Annotated in this window: 18 protein-coding genes and 1 pseudogene; 4 read left to right on the forward strand and 15 right to left on the reverse strand. The window is 72.9% G+C overall.

Features of this window, described 5'->3' with window-relative positions:
• The first annotated feature begins 144 nt into the window (after window positions 1-144).
• On the forward strand, window positions 145-1677 hold the full coding sequence (locus tag JOD64_RS05420) for a M1 family metallopeptidase (RefSeq protein ID WP_204941218.1): 1533 nt from the start codon (window positions 145-147) through the stop codon (window positions 1675-1677).
• 244 nt (window positions 1678-1921) lie between these two features.
• Here the strand turns inward: JOD64_RS05420 and JOD64_RS05425 are convergent, their stop codons facing one another.
• The 4 genes from JOD64_RS05425 to gltB form a co-directional block, all read right to left on the reverse strand.
• On the reverse strand, window positions 1922-2437 hold the full coding sequence (locus tag JOD64_RS05425; protein WP_204941220.1) for a hypothetical protein: 516 nt from the start codon (window positions 2435-2437) through the stop codon (window positions 1922-1924).
• A gap of 69 nt (window positions 2438-2506) precedes the next feature.
• On the reverse strand, window positions 2507-3940 hold the full coding sequence (locus JOD64_RS05430) for an MFS transporter (protein ID WP_239559421.1): 1434 nt from the start codon (window positions 3938-3940) through the stop codon (window positions 2507-2509).
• Window positions 3941-4091: 151 nt separating this feature from the next.
• Window positions 4092-5639 (reverse strand): glutamate synthase subunit beta, encoded by a 1548-nt coding sequence (locus tag JOD64_RS05435; RefSeq protein WP_204941221.1) that lies wholly within the window; start codon window positions 5637-5639, stop codon window positions 4092-4094.
• Entirely contained in the window at window positions 5632-10317 is a 4686-nt protein-coding gene (gene gltB / locus JOD64_RS05440; RefSeq protein WP_204945919.1) for a glutamate synthase large subunit, read from the reverse strand. The genes JOD64_RS05435 and gltB overlap by 8 nt, the downstream gene beginning before the upstream one ends.
• Window positions 10318-10482: 165 nt before the next feature.
• Here gltB and JOD64_RS05445 point away from each other — a divergent pair, with 165 nt between their 5' ends.
• Window positions 10483-11328 carry a GNAT family N-acetyltransferase gene (locus tag JOD64_RS05445; RefSeq protein ID WP_307813251.1) on the forward strand — a complete coding sequence of 282 codons (846 nt, stop codon included), beginning with the start codon at window positions 10483-10485 and terminating at the stop codon, window positions 11326-11328.
• 18 nt (window positions 11329-11346) lie between these two features.
• Here JOD64_RS05445 and JOD64_RS05450 read toward each other — a convergent pair whose 3' ends face one another.
• A complete protein-coding gene (locus tag JOD64_RS05450) occupies window positions 11347-12534 on the reverse strand; it encodes an FAD-dependent oxidoreductase (protein ID WP_204941223.1) in 1188 nt (395 codons plus the stop codon).
• 15 nt (window positions 12535-12549) lie between these two features.
• A complete protein-coding gene (gene lgt / locus JOD64_RS05455; protein WP_204941225.1) occupies window positions 12550-13734 on the reverse strand; it encodes a prolipoprotein diacylglyceryl transferase in 1185 nt (394 codons plus the stop codon).
• A 102-nt stretch (window positions 13735-13836) separates the two neighbouring features.
• On the opposite strand from lgt, the gene JOD64_RS33420 reads away from it, so the two are divergent.
• The gene (locus tag JOD64_RS33420; RefSeq protein ID WP_204941227.1) at window positions 13837-14448 is read left to right on the forward strand and encodes an NUDIX hydrolase; all 612 of its coding nucleotides are present in this window, start codon (window positions 13837-13839) and stop codon (window positions 14446-14448) included.
• A 189-nt stretch (window positions 14449-14637) separates the two neighbouring features.
• On the opposite strand, the gene trpA is transcribed toward JOD64_RS33420, so the two are convergent.
• The 3 genes from trpA to trpC are packed head-to-tail and all read right to left on the reverse strand — an operon-like array spanning window position 14638 to window position 17523.
• A complete protein-coding gene (gene trpA, locus JOD64_RS05465; RefSeq protein ID WP_204941228.1) occupies window positions 14638-15441 on the reverse strand; it encodes a tryptophan synthase subunit alpha in 804 nt (267 codons plus the stop codon).
• 1 nt (window position 15442) lies between these two features.
• Window positions 15443-16681 (reverse strand): tryptophan synthase subunit beta, encoded by a 1239-nt coding sequence (gene trpB, locus JOD64_RS05470; protein WP_204941230.1) that lies wholly within the window; start codon window positions 16679-16681, stop codon window positions 15443-15445.
• Window positions 16682-16719: 38 nt separating this feature from the next.
• Complete coding sequence (gene trpC / locus JOD64_RS05475) at window positions 16720-17523, reverse strand: indole-3-glycerol phosphate synthase TrpC (RefSeq protein WP_172862221.1); 804 nt, start codon at window positions 17521-17523, stop codon at window positions 16720-16722.
• Between the two features lie 487 nt (window positions 17524-18010).
• Between trpC and JOD64_RS05480 the strand changes: the two genes are divergently transcribed.
• Window positions 18011-18280 carry a hypothetical protein gene (locus tag JOD64_RS05480; protein ID WP_204941231.1) on the forward strand — a complete coding sequence of 90 codons (270 nt, stop codon included), beginning with the start codon at window positions 18011-18013 and terminating at the stop codon, window positions 18278-18280.
• Window positions 18281-18308: 28 nt separating this feature from the next.
• On the opposite strand, the gene JOD64_RS05485 is transcribed toward JOD64_RS05480, so the two are convergent.
• The 6 genes and pseudogenes from JOD64_RS05485 to JOD64_RS05505 all read right to left on the reverse strand — a co-directional run bounded on the left by JOD64_RS05485 (window position 18309) and on the right by JOD64_RS05505 (window position 23260).
• On the reverse strand, window positions 18309-18893 hold the full coding sequence (locus tag JOD64_RS05485; RefSeq protein WP_204941233.1) for a Trp biosynthesis-associated membrane protein: 585 nt from the start codon (window positions 18891-18893) through the stop codon (window positions 18309-18311).
• A 55-nt stretch (window positions 18894-18948) separates the two neighbouring features.
• Window positions 18949-20502, reverse strand: coding sequence for an anthranilate synthase component I (locus JOD64_RS05490; RefSeq protein ID WP_204941235.1), 1554 nt, complete (start codon window positions 20500-20502; stop codon window positions 18949-18951).
• Window positions 20499-20933 carry a phosphoribosyl-AMP cyclohydrolase gene (gene hisI / locus JOD64_RS32860; protein ID WP_307813908.1) on the reverse strand — a complete coding sequence of 145 codons (435 nt, stop codon included), beginning with the start codon at window positions 20931-20933 and terminating at the stop codon, window positions 20499-20501. The genes JOD64_RS05490 and hisI overlap by 4 nt, the downstream gene beginning before the upstream one ends.
• A gap of 186 nt (window positions 20934-21119) precedes the next feature.
• Window positions 21120-21800 (reverse strand): annotated as a pseudogene (locus tag JOD64_RS32865) (nucleotidyltransferase domain-containing protein); the annotation flags it as partial.
• 69 nt (window positions 21801-21869) lie between these two features.
• A complete protein-coding gene (locus JOD64_RS05500; protein ID WP_204941238.1) occupies window positions 21870-22874 on the reverse strand; it encodes an aldo/keto reductase in 1005 nt (334 codons plus the stop codon).
• Window positions 22874-23260 carry a MerR family transcriptional regulator gene (locus JOD64_RS05505; RefSeq protein WP_204941240.1) on the reverse strand — a complete coding sequence of 129 codons (387 nt, stop codon included), beginning with the start codon at window positions 23258-23260 and terminating at the stop codon, window positions 22874-22876. The genes JOD64_RS05500 and JOD64_RS05505 overlap by 1 nt, the downstream gene beginning before the upstream one ends.
• Between the last annotated feature and the right edge of the window lie 94 nt (window positions 23261-23354).

Here is a 23354-nt window from a genome sequence, read left to right on the forward strand (position 1 = left end):
GGACGCCGGTGGCACCCGGACAGTCCTGCGAGGACGTGTCACGCCGCGTGCGGCACCCGCAGTCGGTGGGCGCGGCGGGCGGGCGACGTTCACCGTTGTCGATTAGGTTGGCGTGGCGAACACCCGATGGAGGGAGTCCACCCCGTGCGACGAGTTCTCACGGCGGCCACCGCCGCCCTGACCCTCACCACCGCCGGCACCATGCTCGCCGGCACCCCTGGCCAGGCCGCCCCGACCGGCTGGGGCCGTCCCGTCGTCACCGCGGCGCCGCAACCCGGCGCGCCCGGCCTGGGCGACACCTACTTCCCCGACTACGGCAACGGCGGCTACGACGTCGAGCACTACGACGTCCGGCTGCGCTACGACCCGGCGACCGACCAGCTCAGCGGCACCACCACCATCCTCGCCACCGCCACCCAGGACCTCTCCGCCTTCAACCTGGACTTCCTGCTCGACGTCGAGTCGGTGCGGGTCAATGGTTGGGCGGCGAGCACCAGCACCGCGGGCGCGCACGAGCTGGTGGTCACCCCGGCCCGCACGGTGACCCGGGGCCAGCAGCTCACCATCGTGGTGCGCTACGCCGGCATCCCGTCGGAGACCCTGGTCGGCGGCTACACCGGCTGGACGCGTACCGACGACGGCGCCCTCGCCGTCAACGAGCCCGAGTCGGCGTGGTGGTGGTTCCCGAGCAACGACCACCCACTGGACAAGGCCACCTTCGACGTCTCGGTGTCGGTGCCCACCGGCGTCGAGGTGATCAGCAACGGCGTGCAGCCGAGGCCGCCGATCGCCGAGGCCGGCAACCGCACCCGGTGGATCTGGCGGACCACCTCCCCCACCGCGCCCTACCTGGCGTTCATGGCCATCGGCCAGTACGACATCGTCACCGACACCACCCCGAGCGGCCAGCCGGTGATCAACGCGTACAGCACCTCACTGGGCGAGCTCGCGCCGGCCGCGAAGGCCAGCATCGAGCGGACCGCCGAGATCGTCGACTGGGAGAGCGGGATCTTCGGCCCGTACCCGTTCGAGGCGCAGGGTGGCGTCGCCGGTCCGCTCGACGGCATCAGCTTCGCCCTGGAGACGCAGACCCGACCGGTGTACGGGCCGGGCTTCTGGCGACGCGGCGCCAACACGTACGTGGTGGCGCACGAGAACGCCCACCAGTGGTTCGGCGACTCGGTCTCGGTGGCCGAGTGGAGCAACATCTGGCTGAACGAGGGCTTCGCCTCGTACGCCGAGTGGCTCTGGTCGGAAGAGCAGGGCGAAGGCACCGCGCAGGAGGTGTTCGACTTCACCTATGCCAGCTACCCGGCCGACGACGAGTTCTGGCAGGTGCTGCCCGGTGATCCGGGTGCCAACCGGGTCTTCGACGGCGCCGTCTACGACCGGGGCGCGATGACCCTGCACCAGTTGCGGCTGGCCGTCGGCGACGACGCGTTCTTCGAGATCCTGCCGGCCTGGACGGCCGAGCACCGGTACGGCAACGGCACCATCGCGCAGTTCCAGGCACTGGCCGAACGGATCTCCGGTCTGGACCTGAACGACCTCTTCACCACCTGGTTGTTCACCGCCGGCCGACCCGACGTGGCGACCGCCGCGCGCAAGGCCGCCGCGCCGACCGAGCCGAAGTCCTGGGCCAAGATCCGCGAGTCGCACCACCTGCTGTCGCACTAGGCATCCGGTGTGGACTGGAAGGGCCCGCTGCCGCTGCGGCGGGCCCTTCCGGGTCGCCGGCGCCCACGTCTCCCCGGCATTCCGCTGTCTTGCCGGGACGCGGACCGGGGACCGACCACTTCAGTGCTTGCCTGTAGAGCTGCCCCAGATATGGGCCGCCGTCATCGCCCCATTTCTGGGGCAGCTCTACAGGCACCGTCGGGGGTGTTGTCACCCACCCGGCCGAGGGCCTGGAGAGGCCCGATCAGGAACTCACTGGGACAGCTGTCGCCGCAGCCGTGCTCGCCTCGATGGCACGGATGTGCCGGTAGGCGAACCAGAGCGGCGGGAACGCCCCGACCGCGAAGGAGAGGTCGACGAGCGTCCAGAACCAGGGGATGTCCCGGATCGGCCCGCAGATCAACGCCAGTGGGACGATGCCCACGCAGGCGATCATGCCGACCTGCACCACCCAGACGTTGCGTACCGGGTCGCGCAGCGGCCCCCAGAACGCCACCGCCAGCACCAGGTGGGCGAAGGCCAGCCAGTCGGTGCCGTAGAGCAGGAACGGATAGTCCGCGTCGGCGGTCACGAGCCCGGTGTGCACCCGCTCGATCCACTCGACCAGGGCGGGCAGTTGACCGGCGAGCGGATCCAGCGCGCTCAGTAGCCAGCGCACCTCGATCTCCAGCGGGAACGCGGTGACGCCGCTCAGGAAGAGCCCGATCAGCACAATCCACAGCCACCGGCGGGTCCGCCGTAGCCGCTCCTCGATGTCCATGACCGCAGCGTAACGATGATCTTCGTGGTGTTGGTCCCGTAGCGCGGCCGCATGGGGGTGACCGCTGTCTCAGCGGCGCGCCGCCGACCCGGCCGTGGCCAACTCCTCCAGCCGGAGTGAGCCCAACCGGACCCCGCCGGGCCCGGCGGGCGCGACGACACAGACCGCCCCGGTGGGCCGGACCATGCGGGCCGCCCTCCAGGCGAGTCGTCGTACCGGATGGCGGGGCCGCGGCACGACCAGCGTGAGGGTCGTCGCGCGGGCGCGCTGGCGGTCCAGGGCGACCGCTGCGGCGGCCGTGGCGATCGCCGCGGCGGAGCCGGCGAGCACGAGCGTCTGGCGCGGCCCGGCGTGTTCGGCGAGCCACCCGAGCAGCGGGGCGCCGACCGCGGCGGAGACCGAGCCGGTGACCGCGAGCGCGGCGAGCACCCGGCCCCGCATCGCGCCGTCGGTGTCGAGCTGGGCGCGGGTGCCGACGGTGGTGTCGATGACCACCGCGGCTGCGGCGATCGGCAGGATCACCGCGGCGAAGCTCCAGGTGCCCGGGGCGAGGCCGGCGACGATCTGCAGCCCGCTGGCGAGCAGACCCGCGACGACCAGGGTCCGGTAGTCCAGGGAACGCCGACGGGCCGCGACGATCGCACCCAGCACCGTTCCGACCGCGAACACGGTCGACAGGAAGCCGTAGCCGGAGGCGCCGGCGTCCAGCGGCCCGTCGCTCATCGCCGCCATCGTCACCTGGTAGTTGCGGCCCAGGCTGCCGAGCACGAACGACAGGGCGAGCGCGAGGAGCAGCACGGGCTGCCCGCGCAGGTAGGCGAACCCGGCCCGGACTCCGTCGTGCGCCCGACCAGCCTGTGTCGCCGCCACCGCGGGCAGAACTCCCGGACGGACGGCGAACAGCGCCACCACCACGGCGGCGAAGCTCACCGCGTTGATGCCGAACAGCAGCGCCGGTCCAACGGCGGCCACCACGACCGCACCGAGGCTCATGCCGAGGATGCGGCCGGCGGAGTTGGTGAGCGACCCGAGCGCCAGGGCGTTGCCCAGCGTCTCCCGGTCGACGAGGGTGGAGGCCCAGCGACCCATCACCGGGCCCTCGATCGCCGAGACGGCGCCGGTACCCAGGGAGATCGCGAAGATCAGCGGCAGGCCGCCGACCCCGGTCAGGGCGACCGCGGCCAACCCGGCGGCGAGTGCCGCGTGGGCCACCTGGGCGGTGATCAACAGGGGGCGCGCCGGCAGGCGGTCGGCGAGCACACCACCCCAGACGCTGAGCAGCAGCGTGGGGGCCGCCTGGAGCAGCACGGCGAAGCCCATGGACGTCGCCGAGCCGGTCTCCTTCAGGACGTACCAGTTGACCCCGAGGACCTGCATCCAGGTGCCGATGACGGAGACGAACCCGGCGAGCGCCCAGATCCGGTAGTTGCGGTGGCGCAGCGCGGCGAAGGTGGCACCCTTGGCCACGACGAACCTCCAGCGATCGATTGCATGATCATTCATGCCGATCGCGGTGCGGTTCGGCAGCCGACAAGTCTTGCGGCTTTAAACCTATTTGCCCATGTTTGTGAGCGGTCTCACCTGCGGAGACGTCCGGCCGGCGGGCAGAATGCCGCGCCGGCCGGACCTCTCCGTCGATCCGTCGGGTGCTGTCTCAGCGGGTGGCGGCGAGGGGCTGCGCGGCCGAGCCCACCGGGGCCGGCAGCGCGCCGGCACCACCGAGATACCCGTGGATGGCGGCGGCCGCCGCACGCCCCTCGGCGATGGCCCAGACGATCAGCGAGGCACCCCGGTGCATGTCACCGGCGACGAACACGCCGCCGGCGTCGGTCTGCCAGTCGTCGCGAGCGTCAACAGCACCCCGGGGGTTACGCGTCACGCCGAACTGGGCCAGCAGCGGCTGCTGCTCCGTGCCCTCGAAACCGATCGCCAGCAGCACCAGATCGGCCGGTAACTCCCGCTCGGAGCCCGGCACCACGGTGACGACCCGCTGGCCGTCGCGCTTCTCCACGGTCACCTCGGCGATCCGCACCGCCCGCACCTGTCCGGTGCCGTCGTCCACGAACTCCTGCACCGCGACGGCGAAGACCCGCTCGCCACCCTCCTCGTGCGCGGGGTAGCTGCGCAGGATCCACGGCCAGGTCGGCCACGGGTCCCGGGCCTCGTCACGTGCCTCGGGCGGCTGCGGATACAGGTCGAGCTGGTGCACGCCCGCCGCGCCCTGGCGGTGTGCGACACCGAGGCAGTCCGCCGCGGTGTCACCACCACCGATGATCACCACGTGCTTGCCGGCCGCGTCGATCGGGGTGCCGTCCGGCAGCAACGCACGCGCCGGCCGGCCCTCGCCCGTGACCGCGACGCCGGGCTGGTCGGTGGCCGCGGTGGCGACCGCGCGATTCGCCGCGACCAGGTGCGCCATCGCCTGGTGTACGCCCCGAAGCGCGCGCCCCGGGGTCTCCGGAGTGTCCCGGCCCTGCAACGCGCCGCAGGCCAGCAGCACCGCGTCGTGCTCGGCGCGCAACTGCTCGGCGGTGATGTCCACCCCGACGTTCACGCCGGTGCGGAAGCGCACCCCCTCGGCGGCGAGCTGGGCCAGCCGGCTGTCGACGTGCCGCTTCTCCAACTTGAAGTCGGGGATGCCGTACCGAAGCAGGCCACCGATCGCGTCGTCACGCTCGTACACCGTCACCGCGTGACCGGCGCGCGCCAGCTGCTGGGCGGCGGCCAGACCGGCGGGCCCGGAGCCGACGACGGCCACCGACCGGCCGGACGGCGTCGGCACCGGGCGGGCGGTGAGTCCGCGCGCCACAGCGGCGTCGGCGATCTCCACCTCGATCTGCTTGATGGTCACCGGCTGGCCGCCGGAGATGCCGAGCACGCAGGCCGCCTCGCACGGTGCGGGGCAGAGCCGGCCGGTGAACTCCGGGAAGTTGTTGGTGGCGTGCAGCGACTCCACGGCGGCATCCCAGTTGCCGGTCCGCACCAGGTCGTTCCAGTCCGGGATGCGGTTGCCCAGCGGGCAACCTGCGGTGTCGCTGTGGCAGAACGGAATGCCGCAGTCCATGCATCGCGTGGCCTGCTCACGGACCAGTTCCTCGCCGGCCGGCGGGTAGACCTCACGCCAGTCGCTGATCCGCACCGGCACCGGGCGGCGGGCCGGCAGTCGCCGGTCGTAGCGCAGGAAACCGTTCGGGTCAGGCACGTGCCACCTCCTGGGCCGCCACCCGCGGGGCGGGCGGCACCGGCACGGCTGACGGCACGCTGAGCGCGCTCATCACCGCGTCGTCGACGTCGCGGCCGGCGGCTTCGGCGGCCCGCATGATCTCCATCACCCGGCGGTAGTCGCGGGGCACCACCGCGGTGAACTCGGCCACCGCCTCCGACCAGCGCTTGAGCAGGTCCTCGGCGACCGCCGATCCGGTCTCGGCCACGTGCCGCTGGACCAGCTCGTGCAGCAACGACTGCTCCTGCTCGCCCAACGGCGCCAGGTCGACCAGCTCGGTGTTGACCCGGGCGCGGTCCAGTTGGTGCACGAACGCCGTGCCACCCGACATGCCGGCCGCGAAGTTACGGCCGGTCGCGCCGAGCACCACCACCGTGCCGCCGGTCATGTACTCGCAACCGTGGTCGCCGACGCCCTCGACCACGGCCACCGCACCGGAGTTGCGCACCGCGAACCGCTCCCCCACCCGGCCCCGCAGGAAGACCTCGCCCGCGGTGGCCCCGTACAGGATGGTGTTGCCGGCGATGATCTGATCCTCGGCCCGCTGCCCCGGCTCGGCATCGGCGTCGAGGAACGGCGCCGCGGCGTCCGGACGGACGATGAGCCGCCCACCGGAGAGGCCCTTGCCCACGTAGTCGTTGGCGTCACCGTGCAGCCGCAGGGTCACCCCACGCGGCAGGAACGCGCCGAACGACTGCCCAGCCGTGCCATGCAGCACGAACTCGATGGTGTCCTCGGGAAGGCCGGCACCGCCGAAGCGACGGGTCACCTCGCCGCCGAGCATCGCGCCGACGCTGCGGTGCTCGTTGCGCACCGCCACCTCGACCCGCACCGGCGCCCCCTCGGAGAGCGCCGGACGGGCCAGCGCGATCAACTCGTTGTCCAGTGCCTGCTCCAGGCCGTGATCCTGCGCGCGGATCCCACGGCGGGCAGCACCAGGCGGCAGCTCCGGCAGATGCAGGACAGGCGCCAGGTCCAGACCGTGCGCCTTCCAGTGCGTCACCGCCGGGGCCACGTCGAGCAGCTCGGACTGCCCGATCGCCTCCTCGATCGACCGGAAACCCAGCTCGGCGAGGTATCCCCGGACCTCCTCGGCGAGGAAGAGGAAGAAGTTCTCCACGAACTCCGGGGTGCCGGTGAAGCGCTCCCGCAGCACCGGGTTCTGGGTGGCGATGCCGACCGGGCAGGTGTCCAGATGGCAGACCCGCATCATCACGCAGCCGGCGACGATCAACGGCGCGGTCGCGAAGCCGAACTCCTCCGCGCCGAGCAGCGCGGCGATCAGCACATCCCGGCCGGTCTTGAGCTGACCGTCGACCTGCACGGTGACCCGGTCACGCAGCCTGTTGAGCAGCAGCGTCTGCTGCGCCTCGGCCAGCCCCAACTCCCACGGGGTGCCGGCGTGCTTGAGCGAGTTCATCGGAGACGCGCCCGTGCCGCCATCGTGGCCGGAGATCAGGATGACGTCCGCCTTGAGCTTCGCCACCCCGGCGGCGACGGTGCCGACGCCCACCTCGCTGACCAGCTTGACGTGCACCCGGGCAGCCGGGTTGACGCACTTCAGGTCGTGCACCAGCTGGGCGAGGTCCTCGATGGAGTAGATGTCGTGATGCGGCGGCGGCGAGATCAGACCGACGCCGGGAGTGGCGTGCCGGGTGCGGGCGATCCACGGCCAGACCTTGTTGCCGGGCAGTTGACCACCCTCGCCCGGCTTCGCGCCCTGGGCCATCTTGATCTGGAGGTCGTCCGCGTTGACCAGGTATTCACTTGTCACACCGAACCGGCCACTGGCGATCTGCTTGACCGCCGAGCGGCGAGCCGGGTCGTGCAGCCGCTCGACGTCCTCGCCACCCTCACCGGTGTTGGACTTGCCGCCGAGGCGGTTCATCGCGACGGCGAGCGTCTCGTGCGCCTCCGCGGAGATCGACCCGTACGACATGGCGCCGGTGGCGAACCGCTTGACGATCTCGGTGGCCGGCTCGACCTCCTCGATCGGCACCGCCGGGCGGACGCCGGTACGCAGGGTGAACAACCCTCGCAGCGAGCCGGCCTGCGCGGCGAGCGCGTCGACCTTCGCGGTGTACTGCCGGAAGACGTCGTACTGCCGACTGCGCGTGGCGTGCTGCAGCAGGAAGACCGTCTCCGGGTTGAACAGATGCAGCTCACCCTCGCGGCGCCACTGGTATTCGCCGCCGACCTCCAGACGGTCGGAGGCGGGGGTGCCGGCCGGGGGCCAGGCCAGCGCGTGCCGGGCGGCCACCTCGGTGTGCACGCCCGCGAGCGAGACGCCGCCGATCCGGCTGGGGGTGCCCCGGAAGTAGCGCTCGACCAGCCGGGTGTCCAGGCCGACCGCCTCGAAGACCTGCGCACCGCAGTACGAGGAGACCGTCGAGATCCCCATCTTCGACATGATCTTCAGGACGCCCTTGCCGAGCGCCTTGGCGTAGTTGTGCACGGCGGCGGCGGGGTCGACCCCGGCCAGCGTGCCGGTGGCGATCATGTCCTCCACCGACTCGAAAGCCAGGTACGGGTTGACCGCCGCCGCGCCGTAGCCGATCAGCACCGCCGCGTGGTGCACCTCGCGGCAGTCGCCGGACTCCACGATCAGCGCCGCCTGCGTACGCGTCTGCTCACGCACCAGGTGCTGGTGCACGGCGGCGGTGAGCAGCAGCGACGGGATCGGTGCCAGGTCGGCGTTGGAGTCCCGGTCGGAGAGCACCAGGATGCGGACGCCGTCCTCGATCGCCTCCGACACGTGCCGGCAGATCTCGGTCAGCCGTGCCTTGATCCCGGCGGCGCCCTCCCGGATGCGGTACAGGCCGGACACCCGGACCGCCTTGAAGCCGGGCAGGTCGCCGTCCTCGTCGATGGAGAGGATCTTCGCGAGCTCGTCGTTGTCGATCACCGGATGCGGCAGCACGATCTGCCGGCAGCTCGCCGCGCCCGGGTCGAGCAGGTTGCCCTCCGGCCCGATCGTCGACGCCAGGCTGGTCACCAGCTCCTCGCGGATGGCGTCCAGCGGCGGGTTGGTGACCTGGGCGAAGAGTTGGTGGAAGTAGTCGTAGAGCAGCCGCGGCCGGGTGGACAGCGGCGAGATCGGAGTGTCCGTGCCCATCGAACCCAGCGGCTCAGCCCCGGTACGGGCCATCGGCCCGAGCAGGATCTTCAGCTCCTCCTCCGTGTAGCCGAAGGTCTGCTGGCGGCGACGGACCGAGTCGTGCGTGTAGACGATGTGCTCGCGGGCGGGCAGGTCGCCCAGCTCGATCAGCCCGGCGTGCAGCCACTCGCCGTACGGCTGCGCGGCGGCCAACTCGGACTTGATCTCCTCGTCGTGCACGATCCGACCGGCGACGGTGTCGACCAGGAACATCTTGCCCGGCTGGAGCCGCCCCTTCGCGACCACGCGGGCCGGGTCGAGGTCGAGCACGCCCGCCTCGGAGCCGAGCACCACGAGCCCGTCGTCGGTCTGCCACCAGCGCCCCGGGCGCAGGCCGTTGCGGTCCAGCACCGCGCCGACGATGTCACCGTCGGTGAAGGCCACCGACGCCGGACCGTCCCACGGCTCCATGAGGCTGGCGTGGAAGCGGTAGAAGGCACGCTTGGCCGGCTCCATGCCGGGGTCGTTCTCCCACGCCTCGGGGATCATCATGAGCACCGCGTGCGGCAGGCTCCGCCCAGCCAGGTGCAGCAGCTCCAGAACCTCGTCGAAGTTCGCCGAGTCGGAGGCGCCGGGAGTGCAGACCGGGAAGACCCGCCGAATGTTGCCCGGCACGTTCGGCGAGCGCAGCAACGCCTCGCGGGCCTGCATCCAGTTGCGGTTGCCGCGGATCGTGTTGATCTCGCCGTTGTGGGCGATGAACCGGTACGGGTGCGCCAGCGGCCAGGACGGGAAGGTGTTGGTGGAGAAGCGGGAGTGCACCAACGCGATCGCGCTGTGCACCCGCTCGTCGCGCAGGTCCGGGTAGAAAGCCGGCAACTGGTCGGGGGTCAGCATTCCCTTGTAGACCATCGTCCGGCTGGACAGCGACGGGAAGTACGCCGGCACACCCCGCTCGGCGGTCTCGCGTTCGGCCTGCTTACGCAGGCAGAACGCCACCCGGTCCAGCTCGATGCCGCGCAACGCGGAACCGGCGGGGCCATCGGGGGAATCGGTGAGCCGGTGCGCGGCCAGGAAGACCTGTCGGACCCGGGGCATCGCCGCCAGGGCGGTCTCGCCGAGCCCGGCCGGGTCGATCGGCACGTCCCGCCAGCCGAGCACGTCGGCACCCTCGACCAGGGCGTACTTCTCGACCACCCGCCGGGCACGCGCCTCGGCGGCGTCGTCGTCCGGGAGGAAGATCAGCCCGGTGGCGTATTCGCCCGCCGCGGGAAGCGCGACGTCGGCCACCGCGCGCAGGAACGCGTCGGGCACCTGGATCATGATGCCCGCGCCGTCGCCGGTGTTCGGCTCCGCGCCCCGGGCGCCCCGATGGTCCAGTCGGCAGAGCGCGCCGAGCCCGTTGGCGACGACCGCGTGCGAACGGCGGCCGTGCAGGTCCGCTACGAACGCCACGCCGCAGGCATCGTGCTCCCGCGTCGGGTCGTAGAGGCCCTGGGCCAAGGGGTGGGAGCCGGGCGTCGGGGACGCCTGCGGGCTGTGCGGGTACGGCTGTGTCATATCCGCGTACGGCTGAGCCACCGGGCCTCCTGTCGTCACTCAGGTTGGATCATGGTGGGGACGACGTCGGCCCGTGGGTCTATTGAGTCTACGTTAGGGCCAGGCCCGCACGACCACCTGAGATTGATCACACCGTCCATAGTCTGGGACGTGTAGTCTCGCGCGGTGGATCCGCTACACAAGGACATCTTCGACCGGTTGGAACGCTTCTACGACGCGGTGCCCCGCGACGTCGCCGGTGTGGAGGAGCATGGCGGGCTGGTGTTGTTCGTCCGCGAGGGCGCCGGCTGGCCGTTCTACGCCCGCCCCCGGATCGACGCCACCGAGCCACCGTCGCTGGCCGACGTGACCTCGGTCCGCGAACGGCAGCGGAAGCTGGGCCTGCCGGAAGCCTTCGAGTGGGTGCACGAGACGACCCCCGAACTGCTGGCGGTGGCCCGCTCGGCGGGGCTGAGCGTGCTGGAGGCCCCGCTGATGGTGCTCGACCCGACGGCGCTGCCCGACCCGGCGACGCTGTCCGACGGCGCGGTGCGGGTGCTGACGGCGGACTCCCCCAGCTTCGCCGCCGACGTCGCCGCCCGGCGTGCGGTGGCCGCGGTGTCGTTCGCCGCAGCCGGCACCGCGCCCGGTGAGGCCGGCCCGGCCGAGCGGGACGCCGCCGTCACCGAACTCGAGTTGACCGCGCTCGACGAGGAGCGTGCCCGGATCGCGGACGGCCGACGAGTCTCCGCGCTGGCCGGCACGTCGACCGACGGTGCGCTGGCCAGCGGCATGGCCATGCGTGTGGGTGACGTCGCGGAGATCGCCGGAGTGGCCACGTTGCCGGCCGCCCGACGACGCGGGCTGGGCGCCGCGCTCACCGCCGCCCTCGCCCACGAGCTCCGCGCGGCCGGCACCGACCTGATCTTCCTCTCCGCGGGCAGCGAGGACATCGCCCGGGTCTACCTGCGCGTCGGGTTCCGCCGCATCGGCACCGCCTGCATCGCCGAACCCGCGGCCCTCATCGCCTGACCTCCCCCGGGACCGGGGTCAGGCTGGGGGACGCCACTGGGCCGCGGAGGCGGCGGCACTGGAGAGCAGCCGCGTGTTGATCGTGCCGAGCGCGGCGTCGCGGGCCCGCAACGCCAACCGACCCCGGGTCTGGAGCACCGCCGACATCCGCCGGGTCTGCCGGACCACGGTCGCGGCCCGGGGACGGCGCACCCGGTCGTACGCCTGAACGGCGTCGGGCAGTCGAGCCTCCCGCAGCAGGGAGGCGAGCGTGGCGGCGTCCTCGAAGGCGAGGCAGGCACCCTGCCCCAGGTGCGGCGGCATGGCGTGTGCCGCGTCGCCGAGCAGCACCACCCCGCCCGGCCCGACCGGGAAGCCGTACGCACGGGGCAGCGGACGCAGCTCGCGGACCTCCTGCTGGACCAGGTCGGCCGGGTCGGTGGCGTCGAGCAGCGCGCCGACGGGCGCGGGCCAGCCCGCGTACCAGCGGCGCAGCAGGGCGAGTTGGGTCTCCGGGGGCTCTGGGCGTGGTGCGCCGGCGGCAGTGGCGACCCAGTAGATGCCACCCCGGGTGGACCCACCCGAGGAGCCGCGGTCGCCCAGCGACGCGGCCACGAACCGGTAACCGGCACCGAGGATCTCTCCGGCCAGCGGCTGGTCGTCGGGCAGCCGGGGTGCCTGGTACCAGGGAATGACGGCCCGCCAGGCGGCGCATCCGGAGCTGACCACCCGCGACTCGGGGGCGAGTTGGCGGCGGATGCCGCTGTCCGTGCCGTCGGCGGCCACCACCAGGTCGGCCTCGATGGTGTGCCGTCCGTCGCTGACCGCCGGTCGCTCGCCCGGCTCCACCCGGACGTGGCGCACGGTCACTCCGGTACGCAGCTCGACCCGCTCACCGAGGCCGGCGATCAGCGTGTCGTGCAGGTCCTCGCGGTGCACCACCACCGGCATCCGGTCGGCCGGGATGGGTCGAGGTTGCACGAGCCAGTGCCCGTCCGGCCGACGGACCCCGCCGTCGGACAGCGGGGTGGCGATGGCAGCCAGGCCGGCGCCGAGGCCGAGGGCCTGCAACGCGCGGACGCCGTTGGGCCAGAGCACCACGGCTGTCGACTCGGGGCGGACCCGTTCGGCGCGTTCCAACAGAGTGACCTGCCAGCCGGAGCGGGCCAGCGCGCCGGCCACCGCGAGGCCACCGACCCCTGCGCCGACCACCACCGCGCTTCGCATCGGTGCCGCCCCCGCTCAGCTGTCCCGGTCGGCGGGCCGCGCGCCCGTGGCGTCGGCCCGGTCGGCGCGCGAGGCCGACGCGTCGTCCGCCGGCTCGTCGTCGGTCGACGGGCCGTCGACGGGCGCCGCGTCACCGAGCGGCTCGCCGCCGGGCCGGGAGGCCTCGTCGGTGGCCGGCTCCGGCGGAACGACACCGGTGTCCTGCCAGGCGGCGAACTGCTCCTCGCTGACCACCCGGTAGCCCTCCGGCGCGGCGGCCCGGCTGGGGGTCTCCCGCTCGGAGAGGTCGACCTGGGACAGGTCGGACGTGGGGGGCGGGGTCGGCGTCGCCGCCGCGCCGAGCGGGATCAGGTAGTCCCGAGGGCCGCGCACCCGCACGAAGTAGATCAACGCGCCGAGGAAGACCAGCGCGGCGGTCCAGACATTGAGCCGGACGCCGAGGATCTGGTTGGCCTCGTCGGTGCGCATCAGCTCGATCCAGAACCGGCCGACGGTGTAGCCCATCACGTAGAGCGCGAACGCCCGGCCGCGACCCAGCTTCAGCCGGCGGTCCACGATCAGGACCAGCGCGACAACGGCGAGGTTCCACAGCAACTCGTAGAGGAACGTCGGATGGTAGAGGCCCGGTTCGAGGATCGGCTGCCCGGCGTCGTCGCGCAGCGCGTGCCCCGGATTGTCCGGGTCCATCCGGTGGATCTCCAGGCCCCACGGCAGGGTGGTACGGCCACCGAACAGCTCGTTGTTGAACCAGTTGCCGAGCCGGCCGACCGCCTGGGCCAGCGGCAGCCCGGGGGCCAGCGCGTCCGCGACCACACCGAACGGGATACCGAGCTGCCGGGCGGCGATCCAGGCGCCGAGCGCACCACCGGCGACGGCGCCCCAGATGCCGAGACCGCCCTCCCAGATGGCGAACGCCTTCATCGGGTCGCCACCGGCGCCGAAGTATTTCTCCGGCGAGGTGATCACGTGGTAGATCCGGGCGCCGATGATGCCCGCGGGCACCGCCCAGACGGCGATGTCGAGCACCGCGCCGGGCGCGACGCCGCGCTGCCGCAGCCGGCGCTCCGTCACCCAACAGGCCAGCACGATGCCGGCGATGATGCAGAGCGCGTACGCCCGGATCGGCACGGGCCCGAGCTGCCAGACCGCGGTGCTGGGACTGGGCAGGGCCGCCTGGGGGGACAGCGAGGCGAGGGTCACGGGTGCACACGCTACCGCTGCACACCCCCGCAGCGGCACCCCGGGCGGTCGGAGGGCGCATCTCGATGACTTCTGGTTTGCGTCGCCGTAGGCTCTTTGTCCATGGGCGCGCTCACCTGGGCGGTTGCCGCGGTCGTCAGCGACGACACCGGCCGGGTGCTGCTCTGCCAGCAGGGCCGGGGTGAACGCCGCTACGCGCTGCCCGGCGGGCGGCTGCGCCCGGCCGAGAGCCCGGTGCGGGCGGCCCTGCGGGACACCCGCGCGGAGACCGGCTGGGAGATCGAACTGGTCGACCTGGTCGGCGTCTACCACCTGACCGGCCCCACGGGACAGACCCCGGCCGGACGCGCCGGGCCGCTCCCGGACGTCCTCGTGCACGTGTTCCGGGCCCGCGCCGCCGATGTCCGACCGACCACCGACCCCCTGCCGGGCTGCCGGCTGTCCTGGCACGCCCCCGCCGCGTTGCCCGAGGCGGTCACCCCGCTCACCCGGGCCGCCGTCACCGACGCGACCGCCGGCCGCTCCGGCGTGCTCCGCGACGTCCCCTGGGTGCCCGTCGCCTGCGCGCCACTGCCGGCGGCTCGCCCAGCCGAGGAAGGCCGGCCGGCAACTGACCAGGACGGGCGGCCGGAGACCGGCCAGGACGAGCGGCCGGGACCGGGGCAGCCACCGGGGCAACGCGGCGAGCCCGCGGACCCGTCCCTGCACCCCTGACCGGCCGGAAACAGTCCCGAGGTCCGCCGCGCGGTCGCGGACGCCCTCGCCGCCAGGCCACATCCGAACGAGCGGTATACCTGTGAGTCATATCTATGACTCACAGGTATACCGCTCAACAGACAGACCTGCGCCGCGCGGCCCGACCGGCGGGCCAGCACGAGCGCCGAGGGGTCGGCGCGGACGGGCTCAGCGGGTGGGGTTGCGGACGCCCTCGGCGAGTTCGGCGCTGAGGGTACGCAGCGCGGCCAGCCCCTCCGCCTCGGACGGCGCGTCGAGCAGGCACCGGATCAGCGCACTGCCGACGATCACCCCGTCGGCGTATCCGGCGACGGTGCCGGCCTGCGCACCGGTGCCCACGCCCAGACCGACACCGACGGGCAGGTCGGTGACCGCCCGGACCCGGGAGACCAACGTCGGTGCGGCGTCGGAGGTACGCGCCCGGGCGCCGGTCACACCCATGACGGCGGTCGCGTAGACGAAGCCACGGCAGTGCTCCACGGTCATCGCCAGCCGCGCGTCGGTGGACGACGGCGAGACCAGGAACGTGCGGTCCAGTCCGTGTGCGTCCGAGGCGGCCAGCCACTCGTCCGCCTCGTCGGGAATCAGGTCGGGGGTGATCAGACCGGTGCCACCGGCAGCGGCGAGGTCACGGGCGAACACGTCCACGCCGTAACGCTCGACCGGGTTCCAGTACGTCATCGTGACCACCGGAGCGCCGGTGGCCGCCACCGCCTCGATGATGCGCAGGGTGTCCGCCGTACGTACGCCCCCGGCCAACGCGATGTCACTGGCCTTCTGGATCACCGGCCCGTCCATCACCGGGTCCGAGTAGGGGATCTCCACCTCGATGACGTCGACACCCGCCTCGACCATCGCGGTCATCGCGGCGATGCTGCCCTCGACGGTCGGGAAACCGGCCGGCATGCAGCCCACCAGCAGCGCCCGTCCGTCGGCGCGGGCCTTGTCGAAGGCCACCCCGATCCGGCTCATCTCACTGCTCCTTGTCGAGGATGCCGAAGTAGTCGCCGGCGGTGTGCACGTCCTTGTCGCCCCGCCCGGAGAGGTTGACCACGATGGTCGGCTCCCGGCCCAGCTCGGCGGCGAGTTTCGGCGCCAACGTGACGGTGCCGGCGAGCGCGTGCGCGCTCTCGATCGCCGGGATGATCCCCTCAGTGCGACAGAGCAGCTCGAACGCGGCCATCGCCTCGTCGTCGGTGACCGGCAGGTAGCTCGCCCGGCCGGTGTCGTGCAACCAGGCGTGCTCGGGCCCGACGCCCGGGTAGTCCAGGCCGGCCGAGATCGAGTGCGACTCCAGGGTCTGCCCGTCGGCGTCCTGCAGCACGTACGTGCGGGTGCCGTGCAGGACACCTGCCGAACCACCGGTGATGCTCGCCGCGTGCCGGCCCGTGGCCACCCCGTCGCCGCCGGCCTCGAAGCCGTACAACCGCACGTCCCCATCGCCGACGAAGGCGTGGAAGATGCCCAGCGCGTTGGAGCCGCCGCCGACGCAGGCGGTGACCGCGTCCGGCAGCGCGCCGGTGAGGTCGAGACACTGCTGGCGGGCCTCGTCACCGATGCCCCGGACGAAGTCGCGGACCATCGCCGGGAACGGGTGCGGCCCGGCGGCGGTGCCGATCAGGTAGTGCGTCTCGTCGACGTTGGCCACCCAGTCGCGCATCGCCTCGTTCATCGCGTCCTTGAGGGTGCGCGAGCCGTTGGTGACCGGAACGACGGTGGCGCCCAGCATCCGCATCCGGGCGACGTTGAGCGCCTGCCGCTCGGTGTCGACCTGACCCATGTAGACCACACACTCCAGGTCGAACAGGGCGGCGGCGGTCGCGGTGGCCACGCCGTGCTGACCGGCGCCGGTCTCCGCGATCACCCGGGTCTTGCCCATCCGCTTGGTGAGCAGCGCCTGGCCGAGCACGTTGCGCACCTTGTGCGCGCCGGTGTGGTTGAGGTCCTCGCGCTTGAGCAGCACCCGCGCACCGACCTTCGCGGAGAACCGCCGGGCCTCGTAGAGCAGCGACGGCGTGCCCGCGTAGTCGCGCAGCAGCCCACCGAACTCGGCCCGGAAGGACTCGTCCGCCATCGCCGTACGCCACGCCCCGTCGAGCTCGTCCAGCGCGGCCACCAGGGCCTCGGGAACGAACCGACCGCCGAAACGGCCGAAGTGGCCGGCGGAGTCGGGCTGCGGGCCAGCCAGTGGGGCCAGCGCGTCGGCGCTCATCGGAAATCCTCTCGGTGGGACGTCACGCCGGCGCGGGGTCAGCGCACCGGCCGGGGCGTTGCCGGGTGGTTACCGGCGTTGACCAGCTCAGCGACCGCCTCGCGGGGGCTCTTCTGCGTGACCAGGCCCTCGCCCACGAGGACCGCGTCGGCACCCGCGGAGGCGTACCGGATCAGGTCGTGCGGACCGCGGACGCCAGACTCGGCGATCTTGACCACGCTGCTGGGCAGGCCGGGCGCGATCCGCTCGAACACCGACCGGTCGACCTCCAGGGTACGCAGGTCACGGGCGTTGACCCCGATCACCTGGGCGCCAGCCTCCAGAGCGCGGTCGGCCTCTTCCTCGTCGTGCACCTCGACCAGCGCGGTCATGCCGAGCGACTCGATCCGCTCCAGCAGGCCCATCAGAACGTTCTGCTCGAGCGCGGCGACGATCAGCAGGACCAGGTCGGCGCCGTGCGCGCGCGCCTCGTGCACCTGGTAGCTGGAGACCACGAAGTCCTTGCGCAGCACCGGCACGGTGACCGCGGCCCGGACGGCCGCCAGGTCGTCCAGTGAGCCGCCGAACCAGCGCCCCTCGGTCAGCACACTGATCGCCCGCGCCCCACCGGCCGCGTAGTCGACCGCCAGGTCGGCCGGATCGGCGATCTCGGCCAGCCGGCCCTTGGACGGCGACGAGCGCTTCACCTCGGCGATCACGGCCACGCCGGGCTTGCGCAGCGCCGCGTACGCGTCCAGCGGCGGCGGCGCCGCCGCCGCCAGTTCACGGATCCGCTCCAGCGGAACCTGCTCCTGGCGTCGGGCGACGTCTTCACGTACGCCAGCCAGAATCTCGTCGAGCACGCTTACGGACGCTGCCTGACCGGCCTCGTCCCCCTCCGCGTGCGCATGCTCAGCAGTCACCAACGGACTCCCCTCTCCGGGCGTCATGGGCCGATGCTAGGGGCAGCCGACCGACGCCGGATGCCGGGGGTATGGCGCTGCTCACGAAAAGGCCTGCGGCATAATGGCCGACCTGCCGTGAACGGCATGTCACGCAGCGCCACCTCCCGTATCGACCGCTGTCACGCGGAACGGAGCCTGGCGGCCACGGTCGGACCGGGCCGATCCATCGATCATGCCACCAGTTCCTGGGCGGCGCCCGCCGACAACGGCGTCGATCGATGTTGTGACCAAGCTCAAGGCCGAACGGACGGGCCCTGGTCATGGCCGAGGCGGGACAGTTGACCGGGCGGTCACGACGGCGAAACGTCAGCCAGTCAGCATCGTCCTCGGGCAGACTCGATGACGCGCCTGCCCCGACCGTCGCAACTCCTCGTGCGAGGTGACCATGAGCATTTCCGAGCCGCAACCGACCATCGGGCTGACGACCATCTCACGGACGGTGGCGTCGCTCGCCGTCGGGGTGGTGCACACCCTGGAGCGGGCCGTGGTGGGCGAGGCACGGATGCGGACCGCGCGCGGCAACGCCTGGGAGGCGGTCTGCGCCGACCGGGCCCGCGCCGACCAGCGCGCCGAGCTGAACCGCCTGGTGGCCGAACTGGCCGCCGCCCGCGCCGCCAGTCACCGACCGGAGCGGGACCGGGAGCCAGTCGGCTGACACTCCGCCGGCCACACCGGCCGTCGCGTCAGTCGGCCGTCGGGTCCTCACCCCGATCCAGCGCGTTCCACGCCTCGGTGGTCCGCCGCCCGGCCATCGGCGCTGACGGTCCCTCCGGGCCGGCCGACGCCGCCTCCGGAGCGGTCCGCGCCGGCCGCTCGTACCGTGCGCCCATCGCCGGCCAGCCGCCGCCGCGCAGCGCGGTCCAGAAACCGCCCGCGGCGGCCAGCAGACCGCCGAGCAGGCAGAGCGCCGGCCACTGCCGGCTCACCAAGCCGTCGACGTCGGCGACCAGCCCGTAACCGCCACCGGCCGCCACGGCCAACGCGAGCACGCCGAGCAGCACACCGAGCACCCGCCGCAGCACTCCACGGGTAGCCAACACCGCGCCACCGCCCGCCAACGTCACCAGGGCCAACGCCGGCAGCCAGGGCAGCAACCCGGCACCGCTGCGGGTCTCACGCACCGGTGGCAGCGGCGCCGGACGCAACGTCAACTCGACCGACCAGTTCCGCGTCGCAGCCCACAGCGCCAGGCCCGCACCGGCCAGGCAGAGCAGGACGGCGTACGTCAACTCCCGCCGCCCCCCGGCGGACCGCTCCCTCGCGCTCACCGATTCCGCCTTTCGTTCGCGACTGCGGGGCTCCGCTGCGCTGCACTCCTCGCGCTCACCGGGCCGGACGCAATGTCTCGGCGGCGGCGATCGCCGCCAGCACGGCCGCGGCCTTGTTCCGCGTCTCCTGGTCCTCGGCGGCCGGGTCGGAGTCGGCGACCACCCCCGCCCCGGCCTGCACGTAGGCGCGGCCGTCGCGGATGAGCGCGGTCCGGATGGCGATCGCCATGTCCAGGTCGCCGCCAAAGCCGAAGTAGCCGACCGTGCCGCCGTAGAGACCGCGGCGCACCGGTTCCAGCTCCTCGATGATCTCCATGGCGCGCACCTTCGGCGCGCCGGACAGCGTGCCGGCCGGGAAGGTCGCGGCGAGCGCGTCGAACGCGGACTGGTCGTCACGCAGGGTGCCGGTGACGGTGGAGACGATGTGCATGACGTGGCTGTACCGCTCGATGGTGGCGAACTCGGGCACCTCCACGCTGCCGGGCTGACAGACCCGGCCCAGGTCGTTGCGGCCCAGGTCGACCAGCATCACGTGCTCGGCCCGTTCCTTCGGGTCGGCGAGCAGCTCCGCGGCGAGCGCGGCGTCGGCGGCGGGGGTGCCGCCCCGGGGCCGGGTGCCGGCGATCGGGTGCAGCAGCGCCCGGCGCCGCCCGTCCGCGCCGCCGGTGACCTTCAGGTGCGCCTCCGGAGAGGAGCCGACGATGTCGAACCCGTCGAAGCGCAGCAGGTACATGTACGGGCTGGGGTTGCTGGTACGCAGCACCCGGTAGATGTCCAGCGGGTCGGCATGCGTCGGCCGCTCGAACCGTTGGGACAGCACGATCTGGAAGCACTCGCCGGCCCGGATGGCCTCCTTGGCCGCCTCCACCGCCTTCGGGTAGCCGCCGTCGGGCGTACGGCAGAACACCTCCCCGGCTGGCGGACGCTCGACCGTGGAGATCATCGGCGGGATGGGCCGGGACAGTGCGGTGGTCATCGCGTCCAGCCGGCCCACGGCGTGGTGGTACGCGGCGGCGACCTGCGGAGCGCGGTCCGGGGCGTCCAGCGGCGGCAGCACCGCGTTGGCGACCAGGATCGCCGAGCCGTCGTAGTGGTCGAGCACCACCAGGTCGGTGGCGAGCATCATGCCCAGCTCGGGTACGCCCAGGTCGTCCTCGGTCAGCTCGGGCAGCCGCTCGAAGCGGCGGACCAGGTCGTACCCGAGGTAGCCGACCATGCCCCCGGTCAGCGGCGGCAGACCGTCGGACGGGTCCCCGACCGGGCCGGCGAGCGCCGCCACCGTCTCCCGCAGCACCCGCACCGGGTCGCCCTCGGTGGGCAGCCCGGCCGGCGGCTGGCCCAGCCAGCTCGCCACGCCGTCCCGCTCGATGAGGGTGGCGCTGCTGCGTACGCCGATGAACGAGTACCGCGACCAGGCCATGCCGGCCGAACCGACGCCCTGCTCGGCCGATTCCAGCAGGAACGTGCCCGGTCCACCGGCCAGCTTCCGGTAGACCCCGACCGGGGTCTCCGCGTCGGCCAGCAGCCGCCGGGTGACCGGCACCACCCGCCAGTCGGCGGCCAACTCGGTGAAGGTGGCCAGGTCGGGGCTGACGGTGCCGTCAGTCATGGGCGTGCCTCCGGGGCGGTGACGGGCAGGTCGGTGAAGAAGCAGGTCCGGTGCCCGGTGTGGCAGGCGGCGCCGACCTGGTCCACGCTCACCAGCAGCGCGTCGCCGTCGCAGTCCAGCGCGACCGAGCGGACGTACTGGTGGTGCCCGGAGGTGGCGCCCTTGACCCAGTATTCGCGGCGGCTGCGCGACCAGTAGGTGGCGCGGCCGGTGGTGAGGGTGCGGTGCAGCGCCTCGTCGTCCATCCACGCGACCATCAGCACCTCGCCGGAGTCGTGCGCCCGGACCACGGCGGCGACCAGACCGTCGGCGGTGCGGCGCAGCTGGGCCGCGATGGCCGGGTCGAGCCGGGACGGGCGGGCCGGGACGGGCGCCACCGGGTCGCTCGGGTCGCTGGGGGCGCCGGTCACCGGCGCGTCAGGTACGGGCACAGTGACCAATTGTCCCGCACGCGGCGCGGGCACCGGCGACCGCTCCCGCCGGGGCCGCTGCGCGAGCCCGACGGGCCGTGCCAGCTGGGCCACGTAGCGATCCAGCCGGCCGTCGACCAGGGCGGCGGCCAGGTCCGTGCCGGCCGTCTCGGCGATCTCCTCGGCGTACGGCCGGATCAACGGCAGGGTGCCGGCGACCAGCCGTACCGCGGCGGCCCAGAGTTGGCCGGTGGCCCCGGGGCGCAGCCCGAGGCAGAGCAGCATGTCCGCCCGGTAGCCGGGCGGGGCCACCGGCAGTTCCAGGGCCGCCGCGAAGGCCGCCCGGCGGGAGTGGACCCGCACCGACGGGTTGGCCGGGCGCAGCACCGATGGGCAGAGTCGAGCCAGGTCGGCCACGGCGAGCCGAACCCCGAGGCGGTCGCTGGCGGCCCGGGCGGAGGCGGCCTTACCCAGCGTGGCGATCAGCTCCTCGAGTCGGGGCGGCTCGGCGGGCTGGCAGAGCACCGGCAGGTCGATCCGGGGCCGCCAGTGCGGGTCGGCCCAGAGCAGCCGCGCCGGCGCGGTGACCGGCAGCCCGAACGCCCAGTCGGCCGGTTCGCCGAGTCGGTGCACCCAGGAGCGGACGTCGCGGGCGGCCACCGAGACGTGGGTGACCCGACCTGCGGATTCGGCCAGGTACGCCCGCCGCGCGGCGTACGGGGCGCCACCGACCAGCACGTCGAGGTCGACATCGCTGTGCGCGGTGGCCGCGCGGCGGGCGTGACTACCGCGCAGCAGGATGCCGACAACCTGCCGCTCGGCGGTCTGCCGCAACCGCGCGGCCCAATCCTCAAGAAAACCGCTATCCGGTAACGGAGCGTGACCCACCGAGCCATCGTGCCGTACGTCCGATCGGCGCGCAATGCCCGTTGCCGGACCTGGTGTCCGGTCCGGAGGCTACTGCCCGACGGTTCTCATTGCTGCCGCCGGGTACCTTTCGCCGGCCGCGGCGCCGGGCGGCAGGGCAGCGCTGAGTCGGGCCAGTTGCTCCGCGCTCAGGTGCAGGTCGACAGCGGCGGCGTTCTCCTCCAGCCAGCGCACCCGCTTGGTGCCCGGGATCGGCAGGATGTCCTCGCCCTGGGCGAGCAGCCAGGCCAGCGCGATCTGCGCCGGGCTGGCACCCAGCTCGGCGGCGACCGCCCGCACCTGGTCGACCAACGCCAGGTTCGCTTCCAGGTTGTCCTCGGCGAAGCGCGGCGCGCCCCGGCGCCAGTCGTCGGCCGCCAACTGTTCGCGGCTCGTGATCGCCCCGGTGAGCAGCCCACGGCCGACCGGCGAGTACGCCACCAGCGCCACCCCCAGCTCCCGGCAGGTGGCCAGCATCTCGCCCTCGACGTCCCGGCTGAACAACGAGTACTCCAACTGCACGGCGGTGATCGGGTGCACCGCGTGCGCGGCGCGCAGGGTCGCCGGGCTGACCTCGGACAGGCCGATCAACCGCACCTTGCCGGCACGGACCAGCTCGGCCATCGCCCCGACGGTCTCCTCGATCGGGGTGTCGGGATTACGACGATGCAGGTAGTAGAGGTCGATGGTGTCCACACCGAGCCGGCGCAGCGACGCGTCGCACGCGTCAAGGGCCCAGGCGGCGCTGCTGTCCACGTAGGCGCCGGGGGTGCCGGTGGTGCCGTAGCCTTCGCCGGCCACCCGGTTGCCGAACTTCGTGGCCAGGAAGACCTCGTCACGCCGGGCCCGCACCACCGGCCCGAGCAGCTCCTCGTTGGCGCCGCGACCGTACATGTCGGCGGTGTCCAGGTGGTTGACGCCCAGGTCGAGTGCGCGGTGCAGGGTGCGGGTCGACTCGGCGTCGTCGCCACTGCCGTAGGCGAAGCTCATCCCCATGCAGCCGAGCCCGATCGCTGAGACGTCCGGCCCGGTGGTGCCCATCCGACGACGGATCATCACTTCTCCTCCTCGGCGCGACGGTAGGCGTCGATCTTGTAGTTGAGCACGCTGAGGTCTTCCTCCAGCTCGGCCATCCGGCTCAGTACCCGGGCTCGGTGCGCCTCGAACAGCGCCCGCCGGGCACCGAGGGTGCGGTCGCCCTGCCGGGCCAGCTCGGCGTAGCGACGCATGTCGCGCACCGGCATCCCGGTGCGGCGCAGCCTGGTGAGCAGGAGCAGCCAGTTGACATCTCCGGCGGTGTACCGCCGACGCCCGACGGCGTCCCGGCCGACCGGCGCGACCAGCCCTTCCTGCTCGTACCACCGCAGCGTGTAGGTGGTGAGGCCGACACGTTCGGCGGCCTCGCCGACGGTAAGGGTCATGTCTTTGGTGCTGACGTTCACGCTGTCAAGGCTTCCAGTTCGAGTGCGCTCGAAGTCAACCCATTGTGTACACGCGGGTATCTCATCTAGCGTTGAGTTCAACAGTTGATGAGTT

The organism is Micromonospora luteifusca (genome assembly GCF_016907275.1).
Taxonomy (GTDB): Bacteria; Actinomycetota; Actinomycetes; order Mycobacteriales; family Micromonosporaceae; genus Micromonospora; species Micromonospora luteifusca.